The following is a 26,219-nucleotide window of genomic DNA, read 5'->3' as shown; positions in this document are numbered from 1 at the left end:
AGGAGAGCATCATGTCCGACCCCATCGTCATCGCATCCGCCGCCCGCACCCCCATCGGGGGTCTGCTGGGCGATTTCTCCAGCCTGCAGGCCTGGGAGCTTGGGGCCATCGCCATCCAGGCCGCGGTGGAGCGGGCTGGCATCCAGGGCACGGCTGTCGATGAAGTGCTGATGGGCAACTGCCTGATGGCCGGCCAGGGCCAGGCGCCGGCGCGTCAGGCGGTGCGCCGCGCGGGTCTGCCCGACGCGACGGGCGCGGTCACCTTGTCGAAGATGTGCGGCTCGGGCATGCGCGCGATGATGTTCGCGCACGACATGCTGGCCGCCGGCAGCGCCGAGGTCATGGTGGCCGGCGGCATGGAAAGCATGACCAATGCGCCTCACCTGGCCTTCATCCGCAAGGGCCAGAAGTACGGTGCCACGGCCTTCTACGATCACATGGCCCTGGATGGCCTGGAAGACGCCTACGAACGCGGCAAGGCCATGGGTGTGTTCGCCGAGAGCTGCGTGGCCAAGTACGGTTTCAGCCGAGACGCCCAGGATGCCTTCGCCATCACGTCGACCGAACGGGCCCGCCGCGCCAATGAGGACGGCAGCTTCGACTGGGAGATGGCGCCCGTGACGCTGGCCGGCAAAGGCGGCGAGGTGAAGATCAGCAAGGACGAGCAGCCGGCCAAGGCCAAGCTCGACAAGATCCCCGGCCTGAAGCCGGCGTTCAAGAAGGACGGCAGCATCACGGCGGCCACCTCGTCGAGCATCTCCGACGGCGCTGCCGCGCTGGTGCTGATGCGCCAGTCCACTGCGGCCAGGCTGGGTGTGACGCCGGTGGCGCGCATCGTGGCACACAGCATGCACGCGCAGGCGCCCGAGTGGTTCACCACGGCCCCGGTGGGTGCCATCGACAAGGTGCTCAAGAAGGCCGGCTGGGCGGCGAAGGACGTGGATCTGTGGGAAGTCAACGAGGCCTTTGCGGCGGTGACCATGGCTGCGATGGCCGAGCACAAGCTGCCCCATGACAAGGTGAACATCAATGGGGGGGCCGTGGCCCTGGGCCATCCCATCGGTGCCAGCGGTGCGCGCATCGTCGTGACCCTGCTGGGCGCGCTGCGCAAGCACGGCCTGAAGAAGGGCGTGGCCTCGCTGTGCATCGGCGGCGGGGAAGCGACCGCCATGGCCGTCGAGCTGGTCTGAGGCGGATGTGATGCAGGTCCTGGTGATCGGGGCATCGCGTGGGCTGGGGCTGGAGTTCGCCCGCCAGTTCCGCACGGCGGGCGCCCGCGTCGTGGCCACGGCACGCAGCGAGGCGGGCCTGTCGGCCCTGCGTGCCCTGGGCTGCGAGGCCTTGCCGCTGGACCTGCTCGATGCCGCCAGTGTGGCCGGCCTGGGCTGGCGGCTCGATGGCGAGCGCTTCGATGCCGTCGTCCTGAATGCGGGGGTCTATGGCCCGCGCACCCAGGGGCTGGAGTCGCCCACCCAGGACGACTTTGACACGGTGATGCGCACCAATGTGCTGGGCCCCATGCGCGTGCTGCCGCAGATCGAAGCCACGCTTGCTGCGGGCGCGAAGCTGATGGTGCTGTCGTCGATGATGGGTTCGATCGGCCAGCGCAGTTCGACCACCGGCTGGCTCTACCGGGCCTCGAAGGCCGCGGTGAACTCGGTGCTGCGCGATGCGGCCCTGACGCTGGGGCCACGCGGCATCACTTGCGTGGCGGTGCACCCGGGCTGGGTGCAGACCGACATGGGTGGCCCCAACGCCAGCCTCCCGCCCGAGCGCAGCGTGGCCGACCTGCGCCGGCTGCTGGCCCGCCTGACGCCCGATGACAACGGGCATTTCCTCAACCACGACGGCTCGCCCATCGCCTGGTGAGCCGCACACGCCTGTCGACATCATGCTGCTGAGCGAAGACCACCGTGCGGTGCAGGACGCCGTGCGCGCCTATGTGCAGGACCACATCGCGCCCCACGCGGCGCGCTGGGACAAGGAGCACCACTTTCCGGCCGACGAGCTGAAGGGCCTGGCGGCGCTGGGCTGCTACGGGGTGGCGGTGCCGGCCGAGTACGACGGCGCCGGGCTGGACTATCTCGCCCTGGCCGTGATCCTCGAAGAGATCGCCGCCGGCGACGGTGGCACCAGCACCGTGGTGAGCGTCAACAACTGCCCGGTCTGCTCCATCCTCATGGCCTATGGCAACGAGGACCAGAAGCAGCGCTACCTCAAGCCCCTGGCGCGCGGCGACATGCTCGGCGCCTTCTGCCTGACCGAGCCGCATGTGGGCAGCGAGGCCGGGGGCCTGAAGACCACGGCCGTGCGTGACGGTGACCACTACGTGCTCAACGGGGTGAAGCAGTTCATCACCAGTGGCAAGCACGGCGACGTGGCCATCGTGATGGCGGTGACCGACAAGGCCGCAGGCAAGAAGGGCATCAGCGCCTTTCTTGTGCCCACGGCCACGCCGGGCTACACAATGGCGCGGCTGGAAGAGAAGATGGGCCAGCACAGCAGCGACACGGCCCAGATCCTCTTCGAGGACTGTCGCGTGCCCGTGGCGAACCGGCTGGGCGAGGAGGGCATGGGCCTGAAGATTGCGCTGTCGGGGCTGGAGGGTGGGCGCATCGGCATTGCGGCGCAAAGCCTGGGCATGGCGCGTGCGGCCTTCGAGGCAGCCCTGGCCTACAGCAAGGAGCGTGTCGCTTTCGGGCAGCCCATCTTCAACCACCAGGCCGTGCAGTTCCGCCTGGCCGACATGGCCATGCAGATCGAGGTGGCGCGCCAGATGATCCATCATGCGGCCAGCCTGAAGGACGCGGGTGTGCCCTGCCTGAAGGAGGCGGCCATGGCCAAGCTCTTCGCCAGCGAGATGGCCGAGCGGGTCTGCTCGGACGCCATCCAGGTGCACGGTGGCTATGGCTATGTCAGCGATTTCCCGGTCGAGCGCATCTACCGCGACGTGAGGGTGTGCCAGATCTACGAGGGCACCTCCGATGTGCAGCGCATCCTGATCGGCCGCGCCCTGGGGTGATCCGGTGAAGCCAAGGGGGTGGGCATGCCCGAGGGTTTGCTGCGCCGCAACATCTGCGCATAATCGCGCCCCATGAACATCATCATCCTCGGCGCCGGCCGGGTGGGCGAAAGTGTGGCGGAGAGCCTGGTGTCGGAGAAGAACGACATCACGGTCATCGACACCAACCCCCAGCGTCTGCGCGAGCTGCAGGACCGATTCGACCTGCGCGGTGTGGTCGGTAACGGCATCCAGCCTTCGGTGCTGCAGGAGGCCGGGGCGCAGGACGCCGACATGATGATCGCCTGCGCGCCGATGGACGAAACCAACCTCGTCACCTGCAAGATCGCGCACGACGTCTTCAACATTCCCACCACGATCGCCCGGCTGCGTTCCCCGGAGTTCCCCGACGGCTCGCCGCTGATGGAGAAGTCCGGGTTTGCCGTGAATCGGGTGATCTGTCCCGAAGCGTCGGTGACGCGCTACGTGCGCCAGCTCATTGCCTACCCTGAAGCATTGCAGGTGCTGGAGTTCGCGCAAGGGCTGGTGAGCCTGATTGCGGTGCGGGCCGTGGCCGGTGCGCCGCTGGTGCGTCACACCATTTCCGAGCTGCCGAGTCTCGTGCCTGACGTGGACATGCGCATCGTGTCCATCTACCGACCAGACCCCGAAGGACCCGACCAGGCGATCGCCTGCGATGGCATCACGCGCATCGAGCCGGGCGACGAAGTCTTCGTGCTGGCGGCCACCCGGCACATCCGCACCGTGCTGGAGGCGCTGCGCCGGCGTGACCGTCCGGTGAAGCGGGTGATGATTGCCGGGGGCGGGCGTGTGGGCTTGCGCCTGGCGCGGGAGCTCAAGGGCGAATACCGGGTCAAGATCATCGAGCATGACGCAGGTCGTTGCGAGTACCTGGCCTCACAGCTGCCGGCTGACACCCTCATCCTCAAGGGGGACTCGACCGACGAGGAGCTGCTGGAAGGCGAGAACATCCACGACATGGATCTTTTCCTGGGCCTCACCAGCGACGACGAGGACAACATCATGGCCTGCCTGCTGGCCAAGCGCATGGGCGCCAAGCGGGTGCTGGCGCTCATCAACCGCAAGGCCTACGCGGACCTGATGCAGGGCTCGCAGATCGACATCGCCCTGTCGCCGGCTCAGACGGTGATCGGCGAGCTGCTCGCCTACGTGCGCCGCGGCGACGTCGAGGCCGTGCATTCGCTTCGACGTGGGGCGGCCGAGGCCCTGGAGGCGGTGGTCCGGGGCGATGCCAAGACCTCCAAGGTGGTGGGGCGTCCGATCGGTGAACTGACGCTGCCGCCCGGCGCGCAGATCGGTGCCATCGTGCGCGGCCTTCCGGAGAATGGGGCAGACGACCTGCAGCGGGAACAGGCCCTGAAATCCGCCCAGGTCATCATTGCGCACCACGACACGGTGATCGAGGCCAATGACCACGTCATCGTCTTCCTGCCGCGCAAGCGCATGGTGCGTGACGTGGAGAAGCTCCTGCAGGTCAGCGCCACCTTCTTCTGACGCCCCCTTGCCCATGCAATCCATCCTGCCCGTCTTCTCGATCCTGGGCATGATCGTGATGTTCTTTGCCCTCACCATGGCTGTTCCGCTCGGGGTGGCGTGGTTCGGGCAGGACGCCGCGCTGAGTTCATGGCATGTGGGCATGGCCCTGACGTTCGCTTCAGGGGCCGTCATGCGCTTGCTGGCCCGCCGTCACCGGCGCGAGCTTCAGCCGCGCGACGGCATCATGCTGGTGGCCCTGGTCTGGACGGTGCTGCCTCTGTTTGCCAGCGTGCCCCTGATGGTCTATTTCAGGCAGGAAGGCAGCGAGTTGTCGTTCACGGACGCCTACTTCGAGGCCATGTCGGGCCTCACCACCACGGGGGCCACGGTGCTGACGGGCCTGGACCTGCTGCCGCCGTCGATCAACCTGTGGCGATGCTTCATGCAGTGGATGGGTGGCATGGGCATCCTGGTGCTCGCCGTGGCCATCCTGCCCATGCTGGGCATGGGCGGCAGCCAACTCTTCCGGGCCGAGGCGGCCGGCCCGATGAAGGACACCAAGCTCACGCCGCGCATCACCGAGACGGCCAAGGGTTTGTGGAGCATCTATTGCGTGCTGTCGCTGCTGTGCGTGCTCGCCTATCGTCTGGCGGGCATGAGCTGGTATGACGCATGGGTCCACATGTTCACCACCGTCAGCCTGGGGGGGCTTTCGTCGTATGACGCGAGTTTCGGGCAGTTCGACTCGCCGCTGGCCGAGTGGGTCTGCGTGTTCTTCATGATGGTGGCCGCCTGCAACTTCGCGATGTATTTCGTGGCGGTGCGCAAGCGCAGTTGGAGCCGCTTGTGGTCGGACACTGAGAGCCGCGCCACGGTGGGTCTGCTGGTGATCGCTTCCCTGGTGGTGGCGGTGCTGCTGTGGCTCAAGGGCACCTACGAGGATCCGCTGCACGCTTTGCGCATGGCCTTCTTCAACGTGGTCTCGATCGCCACGACCACCGGCTACGCCAACACCGACTACGCCCAGTGGCCCATCTTTGCACCGGTGCTGATGCTGATGCTGTCGGGGCTGTCCACGAGCGCCGGCTCCACCGGGGCGGGGATCAAGATGGTGCGGGTCATCATCCTGATCAAGCAGGCTCGCCGGGAGATGGCGCGGCTCGTCCACCCCAGGGCCGTGAACCCCGTGAAGCTCGGCGGCGCCACGGTGGACAACAACACGATCTTCGCGGTCCTGGGGTTCATGCTGGTGTACGGCGCCACCATCATCGGTCTGACCATGGTGCTGCTGGCGACCGACCTGGACGTCGTGACGGCCTTCACGGCCGTGGTGGCCAGCGTGAACAACATGGGTCCTGGACTCGGCAGCGTCGGCCCTGCTGGCAACTTTGCCGGGCTCACCGACTTCCAGACCTGGGTCTGCACCGTCGCCATGCTGCTGGGGCGGCTGGAAATGCTCACGTTCATCGTCCTCTTCACACCGTCCTTCTGGCGCAAGTAGCGATCGCTCTGACGCGGGGGCGGGTGCGGCATTCAGATCGCGTTCAGCTTGCGGGGTCACGCTGCGCGCGCAGCGCACCTTTCCAGGCTGGCGCGAGGCCGGACGCGGGTTTGTGCTAGCCCGCCCTGGCGCGCTCCTGCCTAGCATCGTTGAGTCCACGGAGGCGCAGACCTCTGGGACTGCTCCGGAACATGCACCACACAAGGAGACCGATGTGAGCGAGACCAAACCCCAGAAGGCGCCTCAGCGGCGCCGTTTCCTCAAGACTGCCGCGGCCGGTGCCGTGGGCGCCGGCGCCGCCGCCTTCCCGATGGTGTCGACGGCTCAGACCGTGTCCATGCGCTTCCAGAGCACCTGGCCGGCCAAGGACATCTTCCACGAGTACGCAAACGACTTCGCCAAGAAGGTCAACGACATGGCGGGCAACCGCCTGAAGATCGAGGTGCTGCCGGCGGGCTCCGTCGTGCCGGCCTTCCAGCTGCTCGATGCGGTGGCCAAGGGCACGCTCGACGGCGGCCACGGCGTGGTCGCCTACTGGTACGGCAAGAACCAGGCGGTGGCGCTCTGGGGCTCGGGCCCGGCCTTCGGCATGGACGCCAACATGGTGCTGGCCTGGCACTACTACGGCGGCGGCAAGGAACTGCTGGACGAGATTTACAAGGGTCTGAACCTGGACGTGCAGTCCTTCCTCTATGGCCCCATGCCCACACAGCCTCTGGGTTGGTTCAAGAAGCCGGTGGCCCGGGTGCAGGATCTCAAGGGCCTGAAATACCGGACCGTGGGTCTGGCGGTGGACATCTTCACTGACCTGGGCCTGGCGGTGAACCCGCTGCCTGGTGGGGAAATCGTGCCGGCGCTGGACCGCGGCCTGCTCGATGCGGCCGAGTTCAACAATGCCTCCAGCGACCGGGTGCTGGGCTTCCCGGACGTCACCAAGGTTTGCATGCTGCAAAGCTTCCACCAGAGCAGCGAGCAGTTCGAGATCCTGTTCAACAAGACCAAATACAACGCCTTGCCTGGCGAACTGAAATCGGTGATCGACTACGCCGTGCAGGCTGCCTCGGCCGATATGAGCTGGAAGGCCGCCGATCGCAACTCCACAGATTACCTGGAGATGCAGAGCAAGCAGGGGGTGCGCTTCTACAAAACGCCGGATGCCATCCTGCGCGCGCAGTTGGCTTCCTGGGACAAGGTCACGGCGAAGAAGTCGGCCGAGAATCCGATGTTCAAGAAGGTGATGGATTCCATGCGGACGTTCGCTCAGCGTGCCGGGCGCTGGCAGTTCGACACGATGGTCGACTACCGGATGGCCTACAACCACTACTTCGCACCCAAGAAGACCTGAGTCGCCGACGCCACCTCATGCACGCCACGCGCCCCCGGGGGTGCGTGGCGTGTGTGTATGCGGCCGCCTCCGGGCCCATCTCCACTTTGCTTTCGTCTCATGCAAAAACTGCTGCTCGCGATCGACGCAGTGTCCACCTGGATCGGCAAGGCTGCGGCCTGGGCCGCCGTGGGACTGACCCTGCTGATCAGCTGGGAGGTGTTCTCCCGCTACGTGATGAACAATCCGCACGCCTGGGTCTTCGACGCCCAGATCATGCTCTACGGCACCATGTTCATGCTCGCGGGGGCCTACACGCTGTCGAAGAACGGCCACGTCCGCGGGGACGTGCTCTACGGTTTCTTCAGCCCGCGGGCCCAGGCGGGCGTGGACCTGCTGCTCTATTTCGTCTTCTTCCTGCCTGGCGTGATCGCGCTCACCTGGGCAGGCTGGACCTATGCCCAGGAATCGCTGGCCATCCGCGAGCAGACCTTCTCGGCCACACCGCTGCCGTTGTATCCCTTCAAGTTCGTCATCCCCCTGGCCGGCGCCACGCTGCTGCTGCAGGGCTTTGCCGAGATCGCTCGCTGCATCATCTGCCTGCGTGAAGGCCAGTGGCCCTCACGCGAGCGCGATGTCGAGGAGGTCGATGTCGACAAGCTCAAGGAGATGGTCCATGCCGATGACCACGGCGCTTCCGCAGGAGGTCGGCCGTGAAGATCCGTCCGGAACTGCGGTTTGGCCTGGGCATCATGGCCCTGGTCGTGGTCGGTATCGTCTGGCTGCTGCTGGGGGTGGAGACCATCACCAAGGGGCACCTGGGCCTGCTGATGCTCTCGCTGGTGGTGGTGGCCATCATGCTGGGGTTTCCCACGGCGTTCACGCTGATGGGCATGGGCATGATCTTCACCTGGTTGGCCTACGACCGAGACATCACGCGCACGCTCGACCTGATGGTGCAGGCGGCCTACAAGAGCATGACCAACGACGTGCTCATTGCCGTGCCGCTTTTCGTCTTCATGGGCTATCTCGTTGAGCGTGCCAATCTGATCGAGAAGCTCTTCAAGAGCCTGCACCTGTCGATGGCGCGCATCCCCGGCTCACTGGCCGTGGCCACGCTGGTGACCTGTGCCGTGTTTGCCACGGCCACGGGCATCGTGGGGGCCGTCGTGACGCTCATGGGACTGCTGGCGCTGCCGGCCATGCTGCGAGCCGGCTACAGCACTCCCATGGCCGCAGGTTCGATCACGGCCGGTGGATGTCTGGGCATCCTGATTCCTCCGTCGGTGCTGCTGATCCTGTACGGGGCAACGGCGGGGGTGTCGGTGGTTCAGCTCTATGCGGGCGCCTTTTTCCCGGGACTGATGCTGGCCGGGCTGTATGTGGTCTATGTGATCATCATGGCCAAGCTCAAACCACATTGGGCGCCGCCGCTGTCTGAGGCGCAACGTCGTGTGGAACTGCCGCCGCATAACCAGCGTCTTGCGCAGACCGGCACCCACCATGCCCTGCTGCGCCTGTTGTCGGCCTTGAAAGGGCAACGCAATGCCGATGTGCCCTTGTCGCACGTGCTCAAGCAGCTCGGTGTCGTGCTGATGCCGGGCTTGCTCTTCCTGTTGCTTGCCACGAGCACCTACCGCGCTGTGACGACGGTGGCTGCTGAGCCCGAATACGACATCGAGCCCATCAGCTTTGCTGCTGACGGCGCGCCCCAGACCAGCGGCTTGGCAGAGCCTTCGATGGCCGGGGGCCTGGCCGAGCCGCCCGTGGAAGACGATGAGGAGGCCCCCACCGAGCCCCTGGCCCTGAGCGAACCCCCTGGCGCCGAGGAAGACGAACCCGCGCCGGCGGCTCCCGCGCTGGCCGAGCCGGGCGGCGCACCGCAGGGCGAGGCCGTGACGGCAGAGACGACGCGGCCGGCACCCACCTGGTGGTGGGTGGTGTTCTCCATCCTGGGTGCTGTCGTCACGCTGTTCTATCTGTTCCTGAGCTTTGCGCGGCTGGAAGTGTTCAAGATGCTCCTGGCCTCCTTCTTCCCACTGGTGGTGCTGATTGCCGCCGTGCTGGGCTCGATCGTCTTCGGGCTGACCACGCCCACCGAGGCGGCCGCGATGGGGGCCCTGGGGGGCTTCCTGCTGGCCGCCGCCTACCGCCAGCTCAACGTGCGGGTGGTGAAGGAGTCGGTGTTTCTGACCGCCAAGACCTCGGCCATGGTGTGCTGGCTCTTCGTGGGCTCGGCCATCTTCTCGGCGGCCTTTGCCCTGCTGGGCGGGCAGGAGCTGGTGGAGCACTGGGTGATGAGCCTGAACCTCACGCCCACACAGTTCCTGATCCTGTCCCAGGTGCTGATCTTTCTGCTGGGCTGGCCGCTGGAGTGGACCGAGATCATCGTGATCTTCATGCCCATCTTCATCCCGTTGCTGGACAACTTCGGCATCGACCCGCTCTTCTTCGGGCTCCTCGTGGCGCTGAACCTGCAGACGGCCTTCCTGAGCCCGCCAGTGGCGATGTCGGCCTTCTACCTGAAGGGGGTGGCGCCGCCGCACGTGACGCTCAATCAGATCTTCCTGGGCATGTTGCCCTTCATGGGGATCCAGATCATCGCGATCGTGCTGCTCTACGTTTTCCCGGGTATCGGCCTGTGGCTGCCCCAACTGTTGTACCGTTGAGGGGATGAACAAGCCACCGATCGACTTCTACTTCGATTTCTCCTCGCCCTATTCGTACATCACGTCCGAGTGGATCGAGGCGCTGGCGGCACGGCATGGGCGCACGGTGCGCTGGCACGCCGTGCTGCTGGGGGTGACCTTCCAGGCGGCCGAACTGAAGCCGCCCGTGGCGCACCCCATCAAGCGCGACTATGTGTTGCGCGACTTCGCCCGTTCTGCGCGATTCGAGGGCTTGCCCTATACCCAGCCCGAGGTGTTTCCCATCCCGACGCAGAACGCGGCGCGGGTGTTCTGGTGGCTCAACGAGAACGACCCCGGGCGGGCCGTGGCCTGGGCACGCGCCTGCCTGCGGGCCTATTTCGCCCGGGGGGTGAATCTGTCGGACCCCGAGGCGCTGAAGGCCCTGGCGGCGGAGTTTGGGCTGGAGCCCGACCACGCCGAGGCGGTCTGGAACGAGCCCGCCTGGAAAGAGCGGCTCAAGCGCGCGAATGAGTCGGCCGTGGCGGCCGGCATGTTCGGCGCCCCGTATGTGATCGTGGATGGCGAGCCCTTCTGGGGCAACGACCGCAAGGCCCAGATCGAGCGCTGGCTCTCCCAGGGACCCTTCTGACACGGAGGTGCGGATGAAGAAAGGCTACAAGGCCCTGGTGGATGAAGCCATGGCCCAGGTGACGACCTACAGCGTTGAACAGGCCCGTGCGCGCCTTGATGACCCCGGCGTGTGCTTCGTCGACGTGCGCGACGTGCGCGAGCTCGAGCGCGAGGGGGTGATCCCCGGTGCCGTGCATGCACCGCGCGGGATGCTGGAGTTCTGGGTGGATCCGGAGTCGCCCTATCACCGCCCGGTGTTCGCCGAGGACAAGGAATTCGTGCTGTTCTGCGCCGCCGGCTGGCGCTCGGCCCTGGCCACCAAGACCCTGCAGGACATGGGGTTGGCGCGCGTGGCCCATATCGAGGGGGGGTTTTCCGCCTGGAAAGCGGCGGGCGCCCCCGTGGCGGAAAAACCGAAGAAGTAGGGCGCACCCTGCTGGTCAGCCGGGTTGGACTCCGCCTAGAATTGACGTTTACGTAAACGTCAAACAGGCCGCCCCCGGCGGACCCTGCTGGAGACCGCATGAGCCCGATCGAATCCCGCCTGAACCCGCGCGCCGACGATTTCAAGGCCAATGCCGCGGTGATGCGTGCGCTGGTCGATGACCTCAACCAGCGTCTGGCCACCATCGCCCAGGGGGGTGGCGAGGCGGCGCGGGCCAAGCACCTGGCGCGTGGCAAGCTGCTGCCGCGCGAGCGGGTGGAGATGCTGCTCGACCCGGGCACGCCCTTCCTGGAACTGGCGCCGCTGGCCGCATTGAACATGTACGGCAACGACGCCCCCGGCGCGGGGCTGATCGCCGGCATCGGGCGCGTGTCGGGCGTGGACTGCGTGATCGTGTGCAACGATGCCACCGTCAAGGGCGGCACCTACTACCCCATGACGGTGAAGAAACACCTGCGCGCGCAGGAGGTGGCCCAGCAGAACGGCTTGCCCTGCATCTACCTGGTCGACAGCGGCGGCGCCAACCTGCCCAACCAGGATGAGGTCTTTCCCGACCGCGACCACTTCGGGCGCATCTTCTACAACCAGGCCACGATGAGCGCGGCCGGCATCCCGCAGCTGGCGGTGGTGATGGGCTCGTGCACGGCGGGCGGCGCCTATGTGCCGGCCATGAGCGACGAGACCATCATCGTCAGGAACCAGGGCACCATCTTCCTGGGCGGACCGCCCCTGGTGAAGGCAGCCACCGGCGAGGTGGTGAGCGCCGAGGACCTGGGTGGCGGTGACGTGCACACACGCCTGTCGGGCGTGGCCGACCACTTGGCCGACAACGACCTGCATGCCCTGGCGCTGGCACGCGCTTCGGTGGCGCGCTTCAACCGACGCAAGCCCCAGCCGCTGGCCTGCGTGCCGCCGCGGCCGCCCAAGTACGCCCCGGAAGAACTGCACGGCGTGATCCCCACCGACACGCGCAAGCCCTTCGACGTGCGCGAGGTCATCGCCCGCATCGTCGATGCCAGTGAGTTCGACGAGTTCAAGTCCCGCTACGGCAGCACCCTGGTGTGCGGCTTTGCGCACATCGAGGGCATGCCGGTGGGCATCGTGGCCAACAACGGCATCCTCTTCAGTGAAAGCGCCAACAAGGGCGCGCATTTCATCGAGCTGTGCTGCCAGCGCAAGGTGCCGTTGGTCTTCCTGCAGAACATCACCGGCTTCATGGTGGGCCGCAAGTACGAGAACGAGGGCATCGCACGCGCCGGCGCCAAGATGGTGACGGCGGTCGCCTGCGCCCAGGTGCCCAAGTTCACCGTGATCATCGGTGGCAGCTTCGGTGCCGGCAACTACGGCATGTGCGGCCGGGCCTATTCGCCCCGCTTCCTGTGGATGTGGCCGAATGCGCGCATCAGTGTGATGGGCGGCGAGCAGGCGGCCAGCGTGCTGGCCACCGTCAAGCGCGATGGCATCGAAGCCAAGGGCGGGCAGTGGAGCGCCGAGGAGGAAGAGGCATTCAAGGCCCCGATCCGCCAGCAGTATGAAGACCAGGGCCATCCGTATTACGCCTCGGCCCGGCTGTGGGACGATGGGGTGATCGACCCGGCCGACACCCGCCGCGTCCTCGCCCTGGGCCTGAGCGCCAGCCTCAATGCACCCATCCCCGACACCAAGTTCGGTGTCTTCCGCATGTGATGGAGGGCGGCCTCATGTCCAGCACACTCGACATCCGCATCGACGGCCCCGTGGCCCATGTCTGGCTCAACCGGCCGGAGGTGCGCAATGCCTTCAACGACGCCACCATCGCCGAACTGACCAAGACCTTCCTGGCGCTGGGCCACAACCCGCAGTTGCGCGCGGTGGTCCTGGGCGCCCACGGCAAGGCCTTCAGTGCGGGCGCCGACCTGAACTGGATGCGCGCGATGGCCGACTACACCTGGGAGCAGAACCGCGACGACGCGGCACGCCTGGCCGAGATGCTGTGGACGCTCTACAGCTGCCCGCTGCCGGTGGTGGGCCGCCTCCAGGGCGACTGCTATGCCGGCGGCGTGGGCCTGGCCGCCGTGTGTGACGTGCTCGTGGCGGCCGAGGGGGTGCAGTTCTGCCTGTCCGAGGCAAAGCTCGGCCTCTTGCCGGCCACCATCAGCCCCTACGTCATCCGCGCGATGGGGGAGCAGGCCGCGCGGCGTTACTTCATCACGGCCGAACGCTTCAGTGCGGCCGAGGCGCACCGCCTGGGACTGGTGCACGAGGTCTGCCCGGCCGAGGTGCTGGACGAGCGTGTCGATGCGATCGTGGCGGCCCTGGTGGCCAACGGCCCGCAGGCGGTGAAGGCCTGCAAACGCCTGGTGCAGGACGTGGCCGGCCAGCCGATCAGCGCGGCGCTGCGTGACGACACGGCGCGACGCATCGCCGACATCCGCGCCAGCGACGAAGGCCGCGCCGGGGTGCGGTCCTTCCTCGACAAGCGCAGCCCGCCGTGGGTGGTGTCGTGAGCACCCATGGACGCACCGGGCTTCGACACCGTGCAGCTCATCGCCCTGGCGGGAGCGCTGGGCTGGGCCAGCGGCCTGCGGGTGTATGCCGTGCTGTTCGCCGCCGGGGCGGCGGCTTGGCTGGGCTGGATCGAGTTGCCCCAAGGCCTTTCGCTGCTGGAGCATCCGCTGATGCTCGGGGCCTCGGGGCTGATGCTGGCGGTGGAGTTTCTGGCCGACAAGGTGCCGGGGCTGGACACCTTGTGGGACGGCCTGCAGACCTTCGTGCGGATTCCTGCCGGGGCGGCACTGGCGGCGGGCGTGTTCGGCTACGACCAGGGCACGGTCACGGCCGTCGCGGCAGTGCTGGGCGCGGCACTGGCGGCCAGCAGCCATGCCGCCAAGGCGAGCACGCGCGCGGCGGTCAACACCTCGCCCGAGCCCTTTTCCAACTGGGGGCTGTCGCTGGCCGAGGACGGGCTGAGCCTGGGGGCCTTGTGGCTGTCACTGGCCAACCCGGTGCTCTTCCTTGGCCTGCTGGGCCTGGCCGTGCTGGGCTCGCTGCTGCTGGTGTGGTGGCTGGCCAGATTCCTGCGTTTTGTGTTCCAACGCCTGCGCGGCCGCTCGGTGGCCGATGCGCGGGGTGCCTGAAAGGCTGTGCATGTTCAAGAAGATCCTGATTGCGAACCGCGGCGAGATCGCCTGCCGCGTGGCGGCCACTGCGCGCCGGCTGGGCATCCGCACCGTGGCGGTGTATTCCGATGCCGACGTCCAGGCCAAGCACGTGCAGGTGTGTGACGAGGCGGTGCACATCGGTGGGCCCGCGCCGCGCGACAGCTACCTGCGCCATGAACGCATCCTGGAGGTGGCGCGTGCCACGGGTGCCCAGGCCATTCATCCGGGCTATGGCTTCCTCAGCGAGAACGAGGTTTTTGCCCAGGCCTGCGAGCAGGCGGGCATCGCCTTCATCGGCCCGCCCGCCTCGGCCATCGCCGCGATGGGCAGCAAGGCGGCCGCCAAGGCCCTGATGGAAAAGGCCGGCGTGCCCCTGGTGCCGGGCTACCACGGGGATCGGCAGGAGAGCGACTTCCTGCTGGCGCAGGCCCAGGCCATCGGCTTTCCGGTGCTGATCAAGGCCAGCGCCGGCGGGGGCGGCAAGGGCATGCGCGCGGTGCAGGCGGCTGAGGAGTTCGAGGCGGCGCTGGCCTCGTGCAAGCGCGAGGCGCGTTCCAGCTTCGGCGATGACCATGTGCTGGTGGAACGCTACGTGACCCGGCCGCGCCACATCGAGATCCAGGTGTTCTGCGATGCCCACGGCAACGGCGTTTATCTCTTCGAGCGCGACTGCTCGGTGCAGCGCCGCCACCAGAAAGTGCTGGAAGAGGCCCCGGCCCCCGGCATGACCCCGGAGCGCCGGCGCGAGATGGGCGAGGCGGCCGTGGCCGCGGCGAGGGCCGTGGGCTACGTGGGTGCGGGAACGGTGGAGTTCATCGCCGAGCAGGACGGCCGCTTCTACTTCATGGAGATGAACACCCGGCTGCAGGTGGAGCACCCGGTCACTGAAGCCATCACCGGCCACGACCTGGTGGAGTGGCAGCTGCGGGTGGCGGCTGGCGAGCCACTGCCGGCGCGGCAGGATGACCTGCGCATCCGCGGCCATGCGATTGAGGCGCGGCTGTGCGCCGAGAACCCCGAAGCGAATTTCCTGCCGGCCACCGGGCAGTTGCGGGTGTTCCGTCTGCCGGCGCAGTCCAGCGAGTTCGCGGTGGCGCCCGTGCGTGTGGATGCCGGCGTGCGCGAAGGCGACGAGATCTCGCCCTATTACGACTCGATGATCGCCAAGCTCATCGTGCATGGCGACACGCGCGAGCAGGCCCTGGCGCGGCTCGATGCGGCGTTGGCCGAGACCCATATCGTGGGCTTGCACACCAACGTGGCCTTCCTGCGCCGCGTGGTGGCCAGCGCCTCCTTTGCCGGAGCCGATCTCGACACCGCCCTGATCGAGCGTGAGCGCGCCCAGCTCTTCGGCCAGCCCGGCCTGCCCCTGGCCTGTGCCGTGGCCGGCGTGGCCGCGCGCGTACTGGCTGATGAAGCGATGCTGCAGGATGCCGATCCCTGGAGCCGGCGCGATGGCTGGCGCTTGCATGGCACGGCCCGCCGGCGCATGGAGATCGAAACCGGGGGCGATCGCCACGTGGCCTATCTGGAATACCTGCATGACGGCCGGCACGCACTCGACCTGGGCGGACAGCGGCAGTTGCTGCACGTGCGCTCCCACGGCAACGAAGCGCACGAGGTGGTGCTGGGGGAGGCGCGCTGGCGACTGGCCGTCTACCGCCAGGGGGAACACTTCCACGTGTTCGGTCCGGAAGCGGTGGCCGCGTTGCGCTGGATCGACGCCATCGCCCATGCCGGCGAGGGCAGCCACGACAGCGGCCGCCTGACTGCGCCGATGCCGGGCAAGGTGCTGGCGCTGCACGTGACGCCGGGCCAGGCGGTCCAGAAGGGCCAGGCGCTGGCGGTGATGGAGGCAATGAAAATGGAGCACACCATCGCAGCGCCCGCCGATGGTGTGGTGGAAGAACTGCTTTACGAGGTGGGAGACCAGGTGGCCGAAGGGGCCGAGCTGCTGCGCCTGAAGGCGTCTTGAGGGCGGGGCTGCAGGCGCTCAGCGGGCCCCGATCGGGGACGGATGGAAGGCGGCGCTCAGGTGGCGCCACCAGGCCGAGCGCGTGGGCTGGGCAGGAAAGGGTGTGACAGGGCGCGGCCGCACCGGGCGAGAGGCTGCCGCACCGTCGGAAGGCTGTGCCTGGCTCACCCGCACGAACTGCTCGGCCAGCTGTTCCAGTTCTTCGTTCTCGCTGGCGCGGCAGACGTTGATCACGTCCAGCGCGTACAGGTCGCGGCTGAGCATCAGGCCCACATCGATGCCGCTGCCCAGTTCGCGCAGCAGGGCGAAGTGGATGCGGGTGGCGAGGTGGAGGCGATGGGTGCTGTCCATGATGCGTGTCCTTCGTGATGGAAGGAATTCTTGTTCCCCTGACGAGGGTCGGCCATCCCCAATAAGGTGGAATTCCCTCCAATTGGGGGGGCACAATCGCGGGGTGCTGTTGGAGTCTTGCCATGTTTCCTGATCAAGTCACCCTGGTGGATGTGGGGCCGCGCGACGGCCTGCAGAACGAGAAGCAGCCGGTGTCGGCGGCGCACAAGATCGAACTCGTGCACCGCCTGCAGGCCGCCGGCCTGAGAGAGATCGAGGTGACCAGCTTCGTCTCCCCCAAATGGGTGCCCCAGATGGCCGACAACGCCGAGGTGATGGTCGGCCTTAAGCGCAAGCCCGGGGTGCGCTACTCGGTGCTGGTGCCCAACATGAAGGGCCTGGAGGCCGCGCTGCCCACCCGGCCCGACGAGATCGTGGTGTTCGGCGCCGCCAGCGAGGCCTTCAGCCAGCGCAACATCAACTGCTCGATCGAGGAATCGATCGAGCGCTTCCGCCCGGTGGCGGCCGCCGCACGCGAGCAGGGCCTCAAGGTGCGCGGAGCCATTTCCTGTGCCGTGGGCTGCCCCTACCAGGGCGAGGTCTCGGCCGACGAGGTCGAGCGGGTGGTGCGCCTGATGAAGGACATCGGCGTACAGCACGTGGGCGTGGCCGACACCATCGGTGTGGGCACACCGCTGAAGGTGCGCGCCGCGATGGAGCGGGCGCTGCGCCACTATCCGCTGCACGAAGTGAGCGGGCATTTCCACGACACCTACGGCCAGGCCGTCGGCAACATCTACGCCTGCCTGGAGATGGGCATCCACCACTTCGACACCAGCGTGGCCGGCCTGGGGGGCTGCCCCTATGCCAAGGGGGCCACGGGCAATGTGGCCACCGAGGACGTGGTCTTCCTGCTCCAGGGCCTGGGCATCGATTGCGGCGTGGACCTGGACGCGCTGGTCGATGCGGGCGACTTCATCTCGCGCGTGCTGGGCCGCAAGCCGGTCTCGCGCGCCGCCAATGCCCTGCTGGCCAAGCGGGTGCGTGAGGAGGCCCCGGCATGAGCACAGTGCTGCCACCGGATTTGCATGAACGCCCCGAAGGCTTCCAGCGCGTGGCCCGGGCCCTGGCCGAAGCCGGCCATGCGCAGCCGCCGGTCTTCCTGGAAGTGGCCGCCCGCACGGCCCAGGAGGCGGCCGAAGCCCTGGGCATCGTGGTGGGCCAGATCGCCAAGAGCATCGTGTTTCGCCGCAAGTCCGACGAAGCTGCGGTGCTGGTCGTGACCTCGGGCGACAAGCGCGTGGACGAGAAGAAGGTGGCGGCGCTCGTGGGGCCGCTGGGCCGCGCCGATGCGGATTTCGTCAAGGCCCGCACGGGGTTTTCGATCGGAGGTGTGTCGCCGGTGGCCCACCTGCAGCCGCCGGTCATGCTGATCGACCGCGAGCTCTTCCGTTTCGACGTGGTGTGGGCTGCGGCGGGGCATCCCAACGGGGTCTTTCCGGTGGCGCCGCAGCAGCTCGTGGCGCTGACGGGCGCGCCGGTCGAGGACGTGGTGCTGTGAGCGGCAACACACCGTCGCCGGCCCAGGGCCTCGTGCCCAGCCCCTGCGTGAATGTGTGCCGCATGAACGCGGCCACCGGCTGGTGCGAAGGCTGCCATCGCACCCTGGACGAGATCGCGGCCTGGTCAACGATGAGTGACCTGGACAAGCGGGCTGTCTGGAAGCGTCTGCCTGCACGGCGAGATGCGGCAGCCCAGATCCGGGCGGAGGGGACATGAAGGCCTTGACCTTCTGGCTGGATCCGGTCTCGCCCTATGCCTACCTGGCCTTCGAACGCCTGCCCCAGGTGCTGGAGGGCCTCTCCTATGCCGTGAGCTACCGGCCGGTGCTGTTCGCCGGTCTGCTGCAACACTGGGGTCAGCTGGGACCGGCCGAGATTGCACCCAAGCGCGACTGGACCTACCGCCAGGTGGCCTGGCTGGCGCACCGCCTGAGCATCGAGCTGAAGATGCCCGCACAGCATCCCTTCAACCCCCTGGCGCTGTCGCGCCTGCTGCTGGCGCATGGCGCGGCCACCCACCAGGAGGGTGCCGCCAATCGCTGGGCTTGCGAAACGGTGCTGCGGCGCGTCTGGCGCAGCGGCGAGTCGGCGGGAACGGTGGAGCAGACTCAGGCCCTTGCCGAGGCTCTGTCGCCGGGGCAGGCCAGCGACCTGCTCGTCGCAGCCCAGGGCGACGCCGTGAAGGCGCGCCTGCGGGCCAACACGGAAGAGGCCGCCGCACAAGGCATCTTCGGCGTGCCCACCGTGGTGGTCGAGGGACGCCATTTCTGGGGGCTCGATGGCCTGGAGCTGCTCAGCGCCTGGCTGCGCGGCGACCCCTGGTTCGACGGGCCCGACTGGGACGCCGCGCCGCAGGTGCCCAGCGGGGCTGCGCCGCGCCGAGCCAGCCGCTGACGGACGCTCCCCCACCAGGTGCGAACCGTGCACATTTCCGGCTTGCGCTGAGGGGTTGCCGGCGGCAAGATGCATTCACGCACATGACGTGTTAGCGTGTGTGCCATGGTGGGCCGAAACGCTCACCGGCGATTCCGTTCGGTCGGCGCCACCGCCGCACGGGGCGTCTGCGCAGGTGTCGCGCACGAGGTGGCGGTCGGGGCAGCTTACCGATGAGCAAGCGTGCGCTGTACAGCAGTTCCAGGCCACCCGCCCGTGCGACGCCGGCTGAGGCGTCACGGCCGCAGCAGCCGCCTCCGGCCGCAAAGCCTTCGTCCGGGGGGGACTCCGTGGCGCGCACCGCGCCGGCTGCGGCAGCCGCCCCGGCATCCCGGCGTGCCCGTCTCGTGGCATGGATGCACCGCCATGAACGATGGGGCCTGGTGCTCGCTGGCGGATTGCTGGGCCTGGGCCTGATGATGGGCTACAGCACCTTGCAGCCGGGCAGCCCGCGCCTCACGCAGGACGATATCGACAAGGCTGTCCTGCACACCCTGAACAACAAGCCCCTGCCCTCCCTGGCGGCCAAGGCCTACGAGAAGATCCGCCCCTCGGTGGTGCGCGTGCGGGGCCTGAGCGTGCCCAATGCCGAAGGGCGGCAGCGGGAGATCGGCACCGGCACGGGCGTGGTCATCGTCGATGAGGGCCTGATCCTCACCAACCTGCACGTCGTGATGGGCGCACCGCGCCTGCAGGTGGTCTTCGACGATGGCCATGTGGCCGAGGCCGACATGGTGGCCGCCCAGCCGGAGAACGACCTGGCGGTGATCAAGCCGCGCACCCTGCCCGATGACCTGATTCCGGCGACCCTGCGTTCGACCTCCGACCTCGCGCCCGGCGATCAGGTCGTGGCCGTGGGCTTCCCCTTCGGCATCGGCCCCACCGCCACGGCCGGCGTGGTGTCGGGCCTGGGACGCGAGTTCCGCTCGCCCGAAGGCGAACGCATCCTCACGAATCTCATCCAGTTCGACGCGGCCGCCAACCCTGGCAGTTCGGGAGGGCCGCTGGTCACCCAGGACGGCGAGGTGGTGGGCATCGTCACCGCGATCCTCAACCCCACGGAACACCGGGTCTTCGTGGGCATCGGATTTGCGGTGCCCATCGAGAACGCGGCGGCCGCCGTCGGCCTGTCGCCGTTCTGAGCCACTCCCTTCACCGACAGAGAAAGGACTCACGCATGGACAGCAACGCCAACCACAACGCCGTGGCCGAGCAGATGCAGCGGGTGCTCTACGAGGTCAAGCGTGTCGTCGTGGGGCAGGACCATTTCCTCGAGCGCGTGCTGGTCGCCATGCTGGCCCAGGGCCATCTGCTGGTGGAAGGCGTGCCGGGCCTGGCCAAGACGCTCACGGTGAAGACCCTCGCACGTGTCATGCGTGGCAGCTTCAAGCGCGTGCAGTTCACGCCCGACCTGGTGCCAGCCGACCTGGTGGGTACGCGCATCTACAACCAGAAGATGGGCGAGTTCAACACCTCCCTGGGCCCCGTCTTCACCCACCTGCTGCTGGCCGACGAGATCAACCGCGCGCCGGCCAAGGTGCAGAGCGCCTTGCTGGAGGTGATGCAGGAATACCAGGTCACCATTGCCGGGGAAACCCACAAGGTGCCGCGGCCCTTCCTCGTGATGGCCACGCAGAACCCCATCGAGACCGAGGGCACCTACCCGCTGCCCGAGGCGCAGGTGGACCGCTTCATGATGAAGGTGCTGGTGGGCTACCCGAGCGAGGAAGAGGAATTCGTCATCGTGCAGCGGGTGACTGGTGCAGCCGAGGAAGTGGCCGCGGTGGTCACCACCGAGGAACTGGCGCAGCTGCAGAAGGAGTGCCGCAAGAGCTATGTGGATCCATCGCTCATTCAATACGCGGTGAAGCTGGTCGCGGCCACGCGTTCGCCCGAGCGCTTTGGACTGCCCGAACTCGGACGCTACCTCAGCTTTGGCGCCAGCCCGCGTGCCACCATCAACCTCATCGAGGGCGCGCGCGCGCTGGGGCTGCTGCGCGGGCGGCCCTATGTGCTGCCCGAGGACCTGACCGACCTCGTGCCCGACGTGCTGCGCCACCGCCTGGTGCTGTCGTACGAAGCCCTGGCCGAGTCGCTCACGGCCGATCACATCGTGCGGCGCATCATGGACAAGCTGCCCGCCCCCGACAAGCCCCTGGACACCCATGCGCGCACCGAAGCCACCGCCTGAGGCGGCACCCATCGAGGCCAGCGAGACCCACGCCGCGCTTGGCGAGGCTGACCGGCTGCTGCGCCGTCTCGAATGGAAGGTGCTGCGCCGTCTCGACGGGCTGCTCGAAGGGGACTACCGCACGCTCTTCCGCGGCCAAGGGCTGGACCTGGCCGACCTGCGCGAGTACCAGTTCCACGATGACGTGCGCTACATCGACTGGAACGTGACCGCGCGCATCCAGGTGCCCCATGTGCGCGAGTTCCAGCAGGACCGCGACATCAACGTGTGGTTCCTGCTCGACCTCAGCGGCTCGGTGCATTTCGGCGCGGGCGAGTTCAGCAAGCGCGACCTGCTGATTGCCTTCGTGGCCCTTATGTCACGCCTGCTCACGCGTCATGGCAACCGGGTGGGCGCCCTTGTCTGCGGTGACACGGTGGATACCGTGATCCCCGCGCGCAGCGGGCGCCAGCAGGTGTTGCAGCTGGTGCATCGGCTGCTGGCGCGTCCGGCGCGTCCGACCGGACGGCCGGCACGGGCCCAGGGCGACACCGACCTGGCCGAGCTCTTTCACCGCGCGGGCAGCATGATGCGTCGCCGCTCGCTGGTGTTCGTGGTGTCCGATTTCATTGCCCAACCCGGCTGGAGCGAACCCTTGGGAAGGTTGGCACAGCGCCACGAGGTGCTGGCGGTGCGGCTGACCGACCCCTTGGAGGCGTCGCTGCCCGACCTGGGCCTGGTGATGTTCGAGGACGCTGAAACCGGCGAGCAGCAGCTGGTGGACACCCACGACCCGGGGTTTCGGCGACGTTTCGAACAGGTGGCGCAGGACCGCGAGGCGCGGCTGCGTCTGGCGTTCGGCGATGCCGGCGTGGATGTCCTGGAACTGGCCACCGATGAAGACCTGGTGGTGGCCGTGCGGCGCTTCGTCGAGTTGCGCAAGCTGCGCGCGCGGTTGTCGGCGGGGGGCGGTGCGATCCAGTCGCGCCCACCTGCGGCCCTGGCCTCGACGGCCCCCTTGTGAACCGGGAGACGAGCATGGCATTCATCTGGCCGGAATTGTTGTGGCTGCTGGTGCTGGTGCCCCTGAGCGTGCTGGCGTACTGGTGGCTCTTGCGCCGACGCCGGCGCATGGCGCTGCGGTACTCGGGCCTGTCGCTGGTGCGCGAAGCCCTGGTCAAGGGACCGGGCTGGCGTCGCCATGTGCCGCCCGCGCTGATGCTGCTGGCCCTGGTGGCCCTGCTGGTGGCGATCGCCCGGCCCACGGCCAGCGTGACACTGCCGTCGCAGCAGCGCATGGTGATCCTGGCGATGGATGTGTCCGGCAGCATGCGGGCCACCGACGTCGAGCCCAGCCGCATGGCGGCGGCCCAGGCGGCGGCACGCGAGTTCGTGGCCCTGCAGGACAGCGGCACGCGCATCGGCGTGGTCACCTTTGCGGGCACGGCACTGCTCACGCAGCCGCCCACGCACAGCAAGGAAGACGTGCTGGCCGCCATCGACCGCTTCAACTTCCAGCGTGCCACGGCGGTCGGCAGTGGCATCCTGGTCTCGTTGCAGGCCATCTTCCCTGATCTGGAGTTCGACCTGCGGGGCAGCAACCCCCGCCCCGGCTCGGAAGACAGCCGACTGGGTCGATCGCTCGACCAGCGCAGCGCGGGGGGCAAACCGCCGCCGCCCCCGGTGGAGCCGGGCTCCTATGCGTCCGCGGCCATCATCCTGCTCACCGATGGTCAGACCACCACCGGCCCCAACCCCATGGAGGCCGCGCGCATGGCGGCCGAACGGGGCGTGAAGGTCTACACCATCGGCGTGGGTACCGAAAACGGAGAAATCCTCGTGGGAGACGGCTGGTCGATGCGGGTGCGCCTCGACGAGGAGTCGCTGCGGGGCATTGCCAACCTCACCGGGGGAGAGTATTTCTACGCCGGCACGGCGCCGGATCTGAAGAAGATCTACCAGGGGCTGCACTCCAAGCTGGCGTTGGAAACCCGCGAGATCGAGGTGACCGCCCTGCTGGCTGCCGCTGCGGCGGCGCTGATGCTGCTGGCGGCCGGGCTGTCGGTCTTCTGGTTCCATCGGGTGCTGTAGGGACCGTACCTGCGGCATGGATGGGGCATCATCGGTCTCCAAGGTGACTGCCGCCCTTGCAGGGCGCAGGCACCATGAGCCCCGGATGCCACCCATGACCGATCGCCCCGCACCCTCATCCCCATCTCCCCGTCCACCCCGCCCTGCGGCCACCCTTGTGGTGGTGCGCGATGCCATCACAGGGCCGGAGGGCCTGGAAGTGCTGCTGCTGCGACGTGCCGAGCGCGGAGATCACAACAGCGGCGCCTGGGTGTTTCCTGGCGGGCTGGTCGATGCGGGTGATCGCGAGGCCGCCATGTGCAGCTCCGGCCTGTCCGACACGCAGGCGAATGCGCGCCTGGGTGTGACCGAAGGGGCTCGCGACTACTTTGTCTGTGCCGTGCGTGAGTGTTTCGAGGAGTGTGGGCTTCTCTTTGCCGACGGTCCCCTGCCCGACGCGCACACGGCCATGCACTGGCGGCGGCAGGTCCACTGCGGCGAACTCGCCTGGGCTGACCTGTGCACGCGAGCGGGCTGGACCTTGCGGCTCGATCGGCTGGCCTATCTGAGCCATTGGCTCACCCCCCTGGGCCGCGCCAAGCGCTTTGACACCCGCTTCTTCGTGGCGGTGGCCCCCGCGGGCCAAGCCGCCGTGCACGATGAACACGAGACCGTGGAGCACGCCTGGCTGCGTCCTGCGGAAGCTCTTTCGCGTGGCACAGACTTCAAGCTGATGACCCCCACGCGGGTGACGCTGGAACTGCTGGCCCGCTTCCAAACGTGCGAAGCCCTGATGGACTGGGCCCGTGCCCCGCGGCAGGTGGCCCTGGTGATGCCTCGGGTGGGCCAAGGCCCCGAGGGGGAGCGTCCGGTGATGCCCGAGGAGCCGGCCTGGGCCGAGATCGGCCGTCTCGACCCCCTGGGTCACGGGCACGTGTCCTATGCGCTCGTTCCCGGTGTGCCGGTGCGCCTGTCCGAACGCGTGATCCGCGTGACCGCCCCCAACGGCAGCCTGATGACCGGTCCGGGCACCAACACCTACCTCGTGGGCGGTGGAGCCGCCAACCGATGGACCGTCATCGACCCCGGGCCTGACGACGAGGAACACGTGCGAGCCGTGCTCGCCGCAGCCCCTGGCCCCATCGAGGCCATCGTGCTCACCCACAGCCACAAGGACCATTCCCCCGCGTCGCAGGCCTTGAGTGCGGCCACCGGGGCGCCGGTATGGGGCCGCTGGCCTGCCCATCCACAGGGGCAAGACCCCCGGCTGGCGCTGGACCGGGAGCTGCAGCATGGCGAACGTCTGGTGTGCTCCTCCGAGACGCACCTGCGCGTGCTGCACACGCCGGGTCACGCGTCCAACCACCTGTGCTTCCTGCTGGAGGAAGAAAAACTGCTGTTCACCGGCGACCACGTGATGCAGTCCTCCACGGTGGTCATCAACCCGCCGGACGGCGACATGGCGGCCTACCTCGCCTCGCTGCGGGGCTTGCTCGACGAAGGCCTCGAATGGCTTGCGCCCGGTCATGGCTTCCTGATGGCCCAGCCGGCGAAGGTGATCGAAGCGCTCGTCGCTCACCGCCTGCGCCGGGAGGCGCTGGTGCTGGAGGCGACTCTGGCCCTGGGCCCGGCGTCCGTGGCCCGGCTGCGCGAGCGTGTCTACACCGACATTCCCTCGGCCCTGTACGCCATGGCCGAGCGATCGCTGCTGGCGCATCTGATCAAGCTGCAGACCGAAGGTCGCGTGCGCCAGGACGAAGCCGGCTGGAGCGCGGCCTGAGCCTCAACGCGGCGGCGGCAGCGGCTCACCCCAGATGCGTCGCCACAGCCAGGGCAGTCCCCGCTCCAGGTCGGGGCGCGTGCCCACCTGCTCGGGACGCTCCAGCGGCACGGGATCGGAGTGCCGCTGCGCCATCCGGAAGGTGAACACGTAGTAGGGCTCCTGGCCCATGCGCAGGTCGCTCATCAGCACGTCGTCATCGCGCTCGTGCATCTTGAAGTAACCCTTGCTGAACCAGGCGATGCGGTCCACCGGCCAGTGACCCCGCAACTGCTCGTACAACGCGGTGCCGCGGTCGAAGCGATCGAAGGTCACGTCGCGGCCGTCGTCCAGCAGCGAGTGGAAGCCTTCGAGGTGAGCATCGGGCGTGATCACCAGGATGCGCCACAGCAGGGTGTTGAAGGCGGTGGGGGTGGCCATCACCTGCTGCGCCTCCACGCCCTGCCGGGCCAGGGACTCGCGCGCCACCGCCATCGCTTGCTGCTGGGCCACCACGCTCCAGCCCAGGTAGGCGGTGCTCAGCACCAGGCCGGCCGTGTTCCAGCGCAGCCGGTCGGTCCTGCGGGAGGCGAGCGCCACGCCCACGCCCACCAGCAGCGGCAAGGTATAGAGCGGGTCGATGATGAAGATGCTGCCCACACCGAAAGGGTGGTTGCTGAAAGGCAGGGCCAGCTGGGTGCCGTACACCGTCATCGTGTCCAGCAGCGGGTGTGTGATGAGCACGAGCCAGATCGCCAGCCACCAGCGCTTGAACAGGGCCGCCTCCCCATGCACGCGTGTGACGATCCACGCCAGCAGCGGCGAGGCCAGGGTCAGGTAGAACAGCGCATGGCTCTCGCCCCGGTGATAGGTCATGTTGCGCACCGGGTCGCCGAAGTCCACCAGGGCGTCCAGGTCGGGCAGGGTGCCTGCCACGGCGCCCCACAGTGCGGCCTTCCACAAGGCCGTGCGACGGCCCATCACGGCCATGCCGACGGCCGACCCAAGGGCGATCTGCGAAACCGAGTCCATGGCTGCGATTGTCGGCGCCCGCGGAAGGCCCTGCCGACCCGGGGGCACGGCCATGCCGTGGGCCCGTTGCACCTTCCCCCTTTTGGGGGTGTGTGACAGGGCCCCCCTCAGCCACTAGGGCGTGTTCACACTAATTGCGATGATGGTCGGGGCATTGGACACTTGGGGGCATGGAAATCACGCCCGAGCAATTCGCTGC

25 protein-coding genes are annotated in these 26,219 nt (G+C 68.0%); 23 read left to right on the top strand and 2 right to left on the bottom strand.

Annotated elements, in window-relative coordinates; all coding sequences use genetic code 11:
- Window positions 1–11: 11 nt before the first annotated feature.
- The 14 genes from C1704_RS12345 to C1704_RS12280 all read left to right on the top strand — a co-directional run bounded on the left by C1704_RS12345 (window position 12) and on the right by C1704_RS12280 (window position 16,164).
- Window positions 12–1,190: an acetyl-CoA C-acyltransferase gene (locus C1704_RS12345; protein ID WP_104303040.1), complete on the top strand. Its 1,179-nt coding sequence runs from the start codon at window positions 12–14 to the stop codon at window positions 1,188–1,190.
- Between the two features lie 7 nt (window positions 1,191–1,197).
- Window positions 1,198–1,869 carry an SDR family oxidoreductase gene (locus tag C1704_RS12340; protein WP_104303039.1) on the top strand — a complete coding sequence of 224 codons (672 nt, stop codon included), beginning with the start codon at window positions 1,198–1,200 and terminating at the stop codon, window positions 1,867–1,869.
- Window positions 1,870–1,891: 22 nt separating this feature from the next.
- A complete protein-coding gene (locus C1704_RS12335) occupies window positions 1,892–3,022 on the top strand; it encodes an acyl-CoA dehydrogenase family protein (protein ID WP_104303038.1) in 1,131 nt (376 codons plus the stop codon).
- A 72-nt stretch (window positions 3,023–3,094) separates the two neighbouring features.
- Window positions 3,095–4,537: a Trk system potassium transporter TrkA gene (trkA, locus tag C1704_RS12330; RefSeq protein WP_104303037.1), complete on the top strand. Its 1,443-nt coding sequence runs from the start codon at window positions 3,095–3,097 to the stop codon at window positions 4,535–4,537.
- Window positions 4,538–4,550: 13 nt separating this feature from the next.
- Window positions 4,551–6,020 carry a TrkH family potassium uptake protein gene (locus C1704_RS12325; protein WP_104303036.1) on the top strand — a complete coding sequence of 490 codons (1,470 nt, stop codon included), beginning with the start codon at window positions 4,551–4,553 and terminating at the stop codon, window positions 6,018–6,020.
- 214 nt (window positions 6,021–6,234) lie between these two features.
- Window positions 6,235–7,365, top strand: a complete 1,131-nt coding sequence (locus C1704_RS12320; protein WP_104303035.1) for a TRAP transporter substrate-binding protein — start codon at window positions 6,235–6,237, stop codon at window positions 7,363–7,365.
- 99 nt (window positions 7,366–7,464) lie between these two features.
- Window positions 7,465–8,061, top strand: a complete 597-nt coding sequence (locus tag C1704_RS12315; RefSeq protein WP_104303034.1) for a TRAP transporter small permease subunit — start codon at window positions 7,465–7,467, stop codon at window positions 8,059–8,061.
- The gene (locus tag C1704_RS12310; protein WP_104303033.1) at window positions 8,058–10,013 is read left to right on the top strand and encodes a TRAP transporter large permease; all 1,956 of its coding nucleotides are present in this window, start codon (window positions 8,058–8,060) and stop codon (window positions 10,011–10,013) included. Before C1704_RS12315 ends, C1704_RS12310 begins: the two co-directional genes overlap by 4 nt.
- 4 nt (window positions 10,014–10,017) lie before the next feature.
- Window positions 10,018–10,623, top strand: a complete 606-nt coding sequence (locus C1704_RS12305; protein ID WP_104303032.1) for a 2-hydroxychromene-2-carboxylate isomerase — start codon at window positions 10,018–10,020, stop codon at window positions 10,621–10,623.
- A gap of 7 nt (window positions 10,624–10,630) precedes the next feature.
- On the top strand, window positions 10,631–11,029 hold the full coding sequence (locus C1704_RS12300; RefSeq protein ID WP_104303031.1) for a rhodanese-like domain-containing protein: 399 nt from the start codon (window positions 10,631–10,633) through the stop codon (window positions 11,027–11,029).
- Between the two features lie 98 nt (window positions 11,030–11,127).
- Entirely contained in the window at window positions 11,128–12,735 is a 1,608-nt protein-coding gene (locus C1704_RS12295) for a carboxyl transferase domain-containing protein (protein WP_104303030.1), read from the top strand.
- Between the two features lie 14 nt (window positions 12,736–12,749).
- Complete coding sequence (locus tag C1704_RS12290; protein WP_104303029.1) at window positions 12,750–13,535, top strand: enoyl-CoA hydratase/isomerase family protein; 786 nt, start codon at window positions 12,750–12,752, stop codon at window positions 13,533–13,535.
- Window positions 13,536–13,541: 6 nt separating this feature from the next.
- Window positions 13,542–14,165: a DUF4126 domain-containing protein gene (locus C1704_RS12285; RefSeq protein WP_104303028.1), complete on the top strand. Its 624-nt coding sequence runs from the start codon at window positions 13,542–13,544 to the stop codon at window positions 14,163–14,165.
- A 10-nt stretch (window positions 14,166–14,175) separates the two neighbouring features.
- Complete coding sequence (locus C1704_RS12280; RefSeq protein ID WP_104303027.1) at window positions 14,176–16,164, top strand: acetyl/propionyl/methylcrotonyl-CoA carboxylase subunit alpha; 1,989 nt, start codon at window positions 14,176–14,178, stop codon at window positions 16,162–16,164.
- 18 nt (window positions 16,165–16,182) lie between these two features.
- On the opposite strand, the gene C1704_RS12275 is transcribed toward C1704_RS12280, so the two are convergent.
- Window positions 16,183–16,515, bottom strand: coding sequence for a hypothetical protein (locus C1704_RS12275; protein ID WP_104303026.1), 333 nt, complete (start codon window positions 16,513–16,515; stop codon window positions 16,183–16,185).
- A 122-nt stretch (window positions 16,516–16,637) separates the two neighbouring features.
- Between C1704_RS12275 and C1704_RS12270 the strand changes: the two genes are divergently transcribed.
- The 9 genes from C1704_RS12270 to C1704_RS12230 all read left to right on the top strand — a co-directional run bounded on the left by C1704_RS12270 (window position 16,638) and on the right by C1704_RS12230 (window position 25,009).
- Window positions 16,638–17,558, top strand: coding sequence for a hydroxymethylglutaryl-CoA lyase (locus C1704_RS12270; RefSeq protein WP_104303025.1), 921 nt, complete (start codon window positions 16,638–16,640; stop codon window positions 17,556–17,558).
- Entirely contained in the window at window positions 17,555–18,055 is a 501-nt protein-coding gene (locus tag C1704_RS12265) for a YbaK/EbsC family protein (protein WP_104303024.1), read from the top strand. The genes C1704_RS12270 and C1704_RS12265 overlap by 4 nt, the downstream gene beginning before the upstream one ends.
- Window positions 18,052–18,273 carry a DUF1289 domain-containing protein gene (locus C1704_RS12260; RefSeq protein WP_419186799.1) on the top strand — a complete coding sequence of 74 codons (222 nt, stop codon included), beginning with the start codon at window positions 18,052–18,054 and terminating at the stop codon, window positions 18,271–18,273. Before C1704_RS12265 ends, C1704_RS12260 begins: the two co-directional genes overlap by 4 nt.
- On the top strand, window positions 18,270–18,950 hold the full coding sequence (locus tag C1704_RS12255; RefSeq protein ID WP_104303023.1) for a 2-hydroxychromene-2-carboxylate isomerase: 681 nt from the start codon (window positions 18,270–18,272) through the stop codon (window positions 18,948–18,950). Before C1704_RS12260 ends, C1704_RS12255 begins: the two co-directional genes overlap by 4 nt.
- Before the next feature lie 395 nt (window positions 18,951–19,345).
- Window positions 19,346–20,131: a S1C family serine protease gene (locus tag C1704_RS12250; protein WP_419186798.1), complete on the top strand. Its 786-nt coding sequence runs from the start codon at window positions 19,346–19,348 to the stop codon at window positions 20,129–20,131.
- Window positions 20,132–20,166: 35 nt separating this feature from the next.
- Window positions 20,167–21,180 carry an AAA family ATPase gene (locus C1704_RS12245; RefSeq protein ID WP_104303021.1) on the top strand — a complete coding sequence of 338 codons (1,014 nt, stop codon included), beginning with the start codon at window positions 20,167–20,169 and terminating at the stop codon, window positions 21,178–21,180.
- Window positions 21,155–22,183, top strand: coding sequence for a DUF58 domain-containing protein (locus C1704_RS12240; protein ID WP_104303020.1), 1,029 nt, complete (start codon window positions 21,155–21,157; stop codon window positions 22,181–22,183). The genes C1704_RS12245 and C1704_RS12240 overlap by 26 nt, the downstream gene beginning before the upstream one ends.
- Window positions 22,184–22,197: 14 nt before the next feature.
- Window positions 22,198–23,250: a VWA domain-containing protein gene (locus C1704_RS12235; RefSeq protein WP_104303019.1), complete on the top strand. Its 1,053-nt coding sequence runs from the start codon at window positions 22,198–22,200 to the stop codon at window positions 23,248–23,250.
- A 94-nt stretch (window positions 23,251–23,344) separates the two neighbouring features.
- Window positions 23,345–25,009, top strand: a complete 1,665-nt coding sequence (locus tag C1704_RS12230) for an MBL fold metallo-hydrolase (protein WP_170064691.1) — start codon at window positions 23,345–23,347, stop codon at window positions 25,007–25,009.
- Window positions 25,010–25,012: 3 nt separating this feature from the next.
- Here the strand turns inward: C1704_RS12230 and C1704_RS12225 are convergent, their stop codons facing one another.
- The gene (locus C1704_RS12225; protein ID WP_104303017.1) at window positions 25,013–26,020 is read right to left on the bottom strand and encodes a metal-dependent hydrolase; all 1,008 of its coding nucleotides are present in this window, start codon (window positions 26,018–26,020) and stop codon (window positions 25,013–25,015) included.
- Window positions 26,021–26,219 lie beyond the last annotated feature (199 nt).

The organism is Caldimonas caldifontis (genome assembly GCF_002930615.1).
Lineage (GTDB): Bacteria > Pseudomonadota > Gammaproteobacteria > Burkholderiales > Burkholderiaceae_C > Caldimonas > Caldimonas caldifontis.
Note: the sequence above shows the minus strand (reverse complement) of the source record. Positions and strands in the feature narration are given on the sequence as shown.

Excerpts from the sequence above, each read along its gene's own strand:
- C1704_RS12245 (WP_104303021.1), top strand. The coding sequence starts at position 20,167 with ATGGACAGCAACGCCAACCACAACGCCGTGGCCGAGCAGATGCAGCGG.
- C1704_RS12265 (WP_104303024.1), top strand. The coding sequence starts at position 17,555 with ATGAGCACAGTGCTGCCACCGGATTTGCATGAACGCCCCGAAGGCTTC.
- C1704_RS12290 (WP_104303029.1), top strand. The coding sequence starts at position 12,750 with ATGTCCAGCACACTCGACATCCGCATCGACGGCCCCGTGGCCCATGTC.
- C1704_RS12280 (WP_104303027.1), top strand. The coding sequence starts at position 14,176 with ATGTTCAAGAAGATCCTGATTGCGAACCGCGGCGAGATCGCCTGCCGC.
- C1704_RS12225 (WP_104303017.1), bottom strand. The coding sequence starts at position 26,020 with ATGGACTCGGTTTCGCAGATCGCCCTTGGGTCGGCCGTCGGCATGGCC.
- C1704_RS12335 (WP_104303038.1), top strand. The coding sequence starts at position 1,892 with ATGCTGCTGAGCGAAGACCACCGTGCGGTGCAGGACGCCGTGCGCGCC.
- C1704_RS12295 (WP_104303030.1), top strand. The coding sequence starts at position 11,128 with ATGAGCCCGATCGAATCCCGCCTGAACCCGCGCGCCGACGATTTCAAG.
- C1704_RS12240 (WP_104303020.1), top strand. The coding sequence starts at position 21,155 with ATGCGCGCACCGAAGCCACCGCCTGAGGCGGCACCCATCGAGGCCAGC.
- C1704_RS12275 (WP_104303026.1), bottom strand. The coding sequence starts at position 16,515 with ATGGACAGCACCCATCGCCTCCACCTCGCCACCCGCATCCACTTCGCC.
- C1704_RS12230 (WP_170064691.1), top strand. The coding sequence starts at position 23,345 with ATGACCGATCGCCCCGCACCCTCATCCCCATCTCCCCGTCCACCCCGC.
- C1704_RS12250 (WP_419186798.1), top strand. The coding sequence starts at position 19,346 with ATGCACCGCCATGAACGATGGGGCCTGGTGCTCGCTGGCGGATTGCTG.
- C1704_RS12325 (WP_104303036.1), top strand. The coding sequence starts at position 4,551 with ATGCAATCCATCCTGCCCGTCTTCTCGATCCTGGGCATGATCGTGATG.
- C1704_RS12285 (WP_104303028.1), top strand. The coding sequence starts at position 13,542 with ATGGACGCACCGGGCTTCGACACCGTGCAGCTCATCGCCCTGGCGGGA.
- C1704_RS12345 (WP_104303040.1), top strand. The coding sequence starts at position 12 with ATGTCCGACCCCATCGTCATCGCATCCGCCGCCCGCACCCCCATCGGG.
- C1704_RS12270 (WP_104303025.1), top strand. The coding sequence starts at position 16,638 with ATGTTTCCTGATCAAGTCACCCTGGTGGATGTGGGGCCGCGCGACGGC.
- C1704_RS12315 (WP_104303034.1), top strand. The coding sequence starts at position 7,465 with ATGCAAAAACTGCTGCTCGCGATCGACGCAGTGTCCACCTGGATCGGC.
- C1704_RS12255 (WP_104303023.1), top strand. The coding sequence starts at position 18,270 with ATGAAGGCCTTGACCTTCTGGCTGGATCCGGTCTCGCCCTATGCCTAC.
- trkA (WP_104303037.1), top strand. The coding sequence starts at position 3,095 with ATGAACATCATCATCCTCGGCGCCGGCCGGGTGGGCGAAAGTGTGGCG.
- C1704_RS12305 (WP_104303032.1), top strand. The coding sequence starts at position 10,018 with ATGAACAAGCCACCGATCGACTTCTACTTCGATTTCTCCTCGCCCTAT.
- C1704_RS12235 (WP_104303019.1), top strand. The coding sequence starts at position 22,198 with ATGGCATTCATCTGGCCGGAATTGTTGTGGCTGCTGGTGCTGGTGCCC.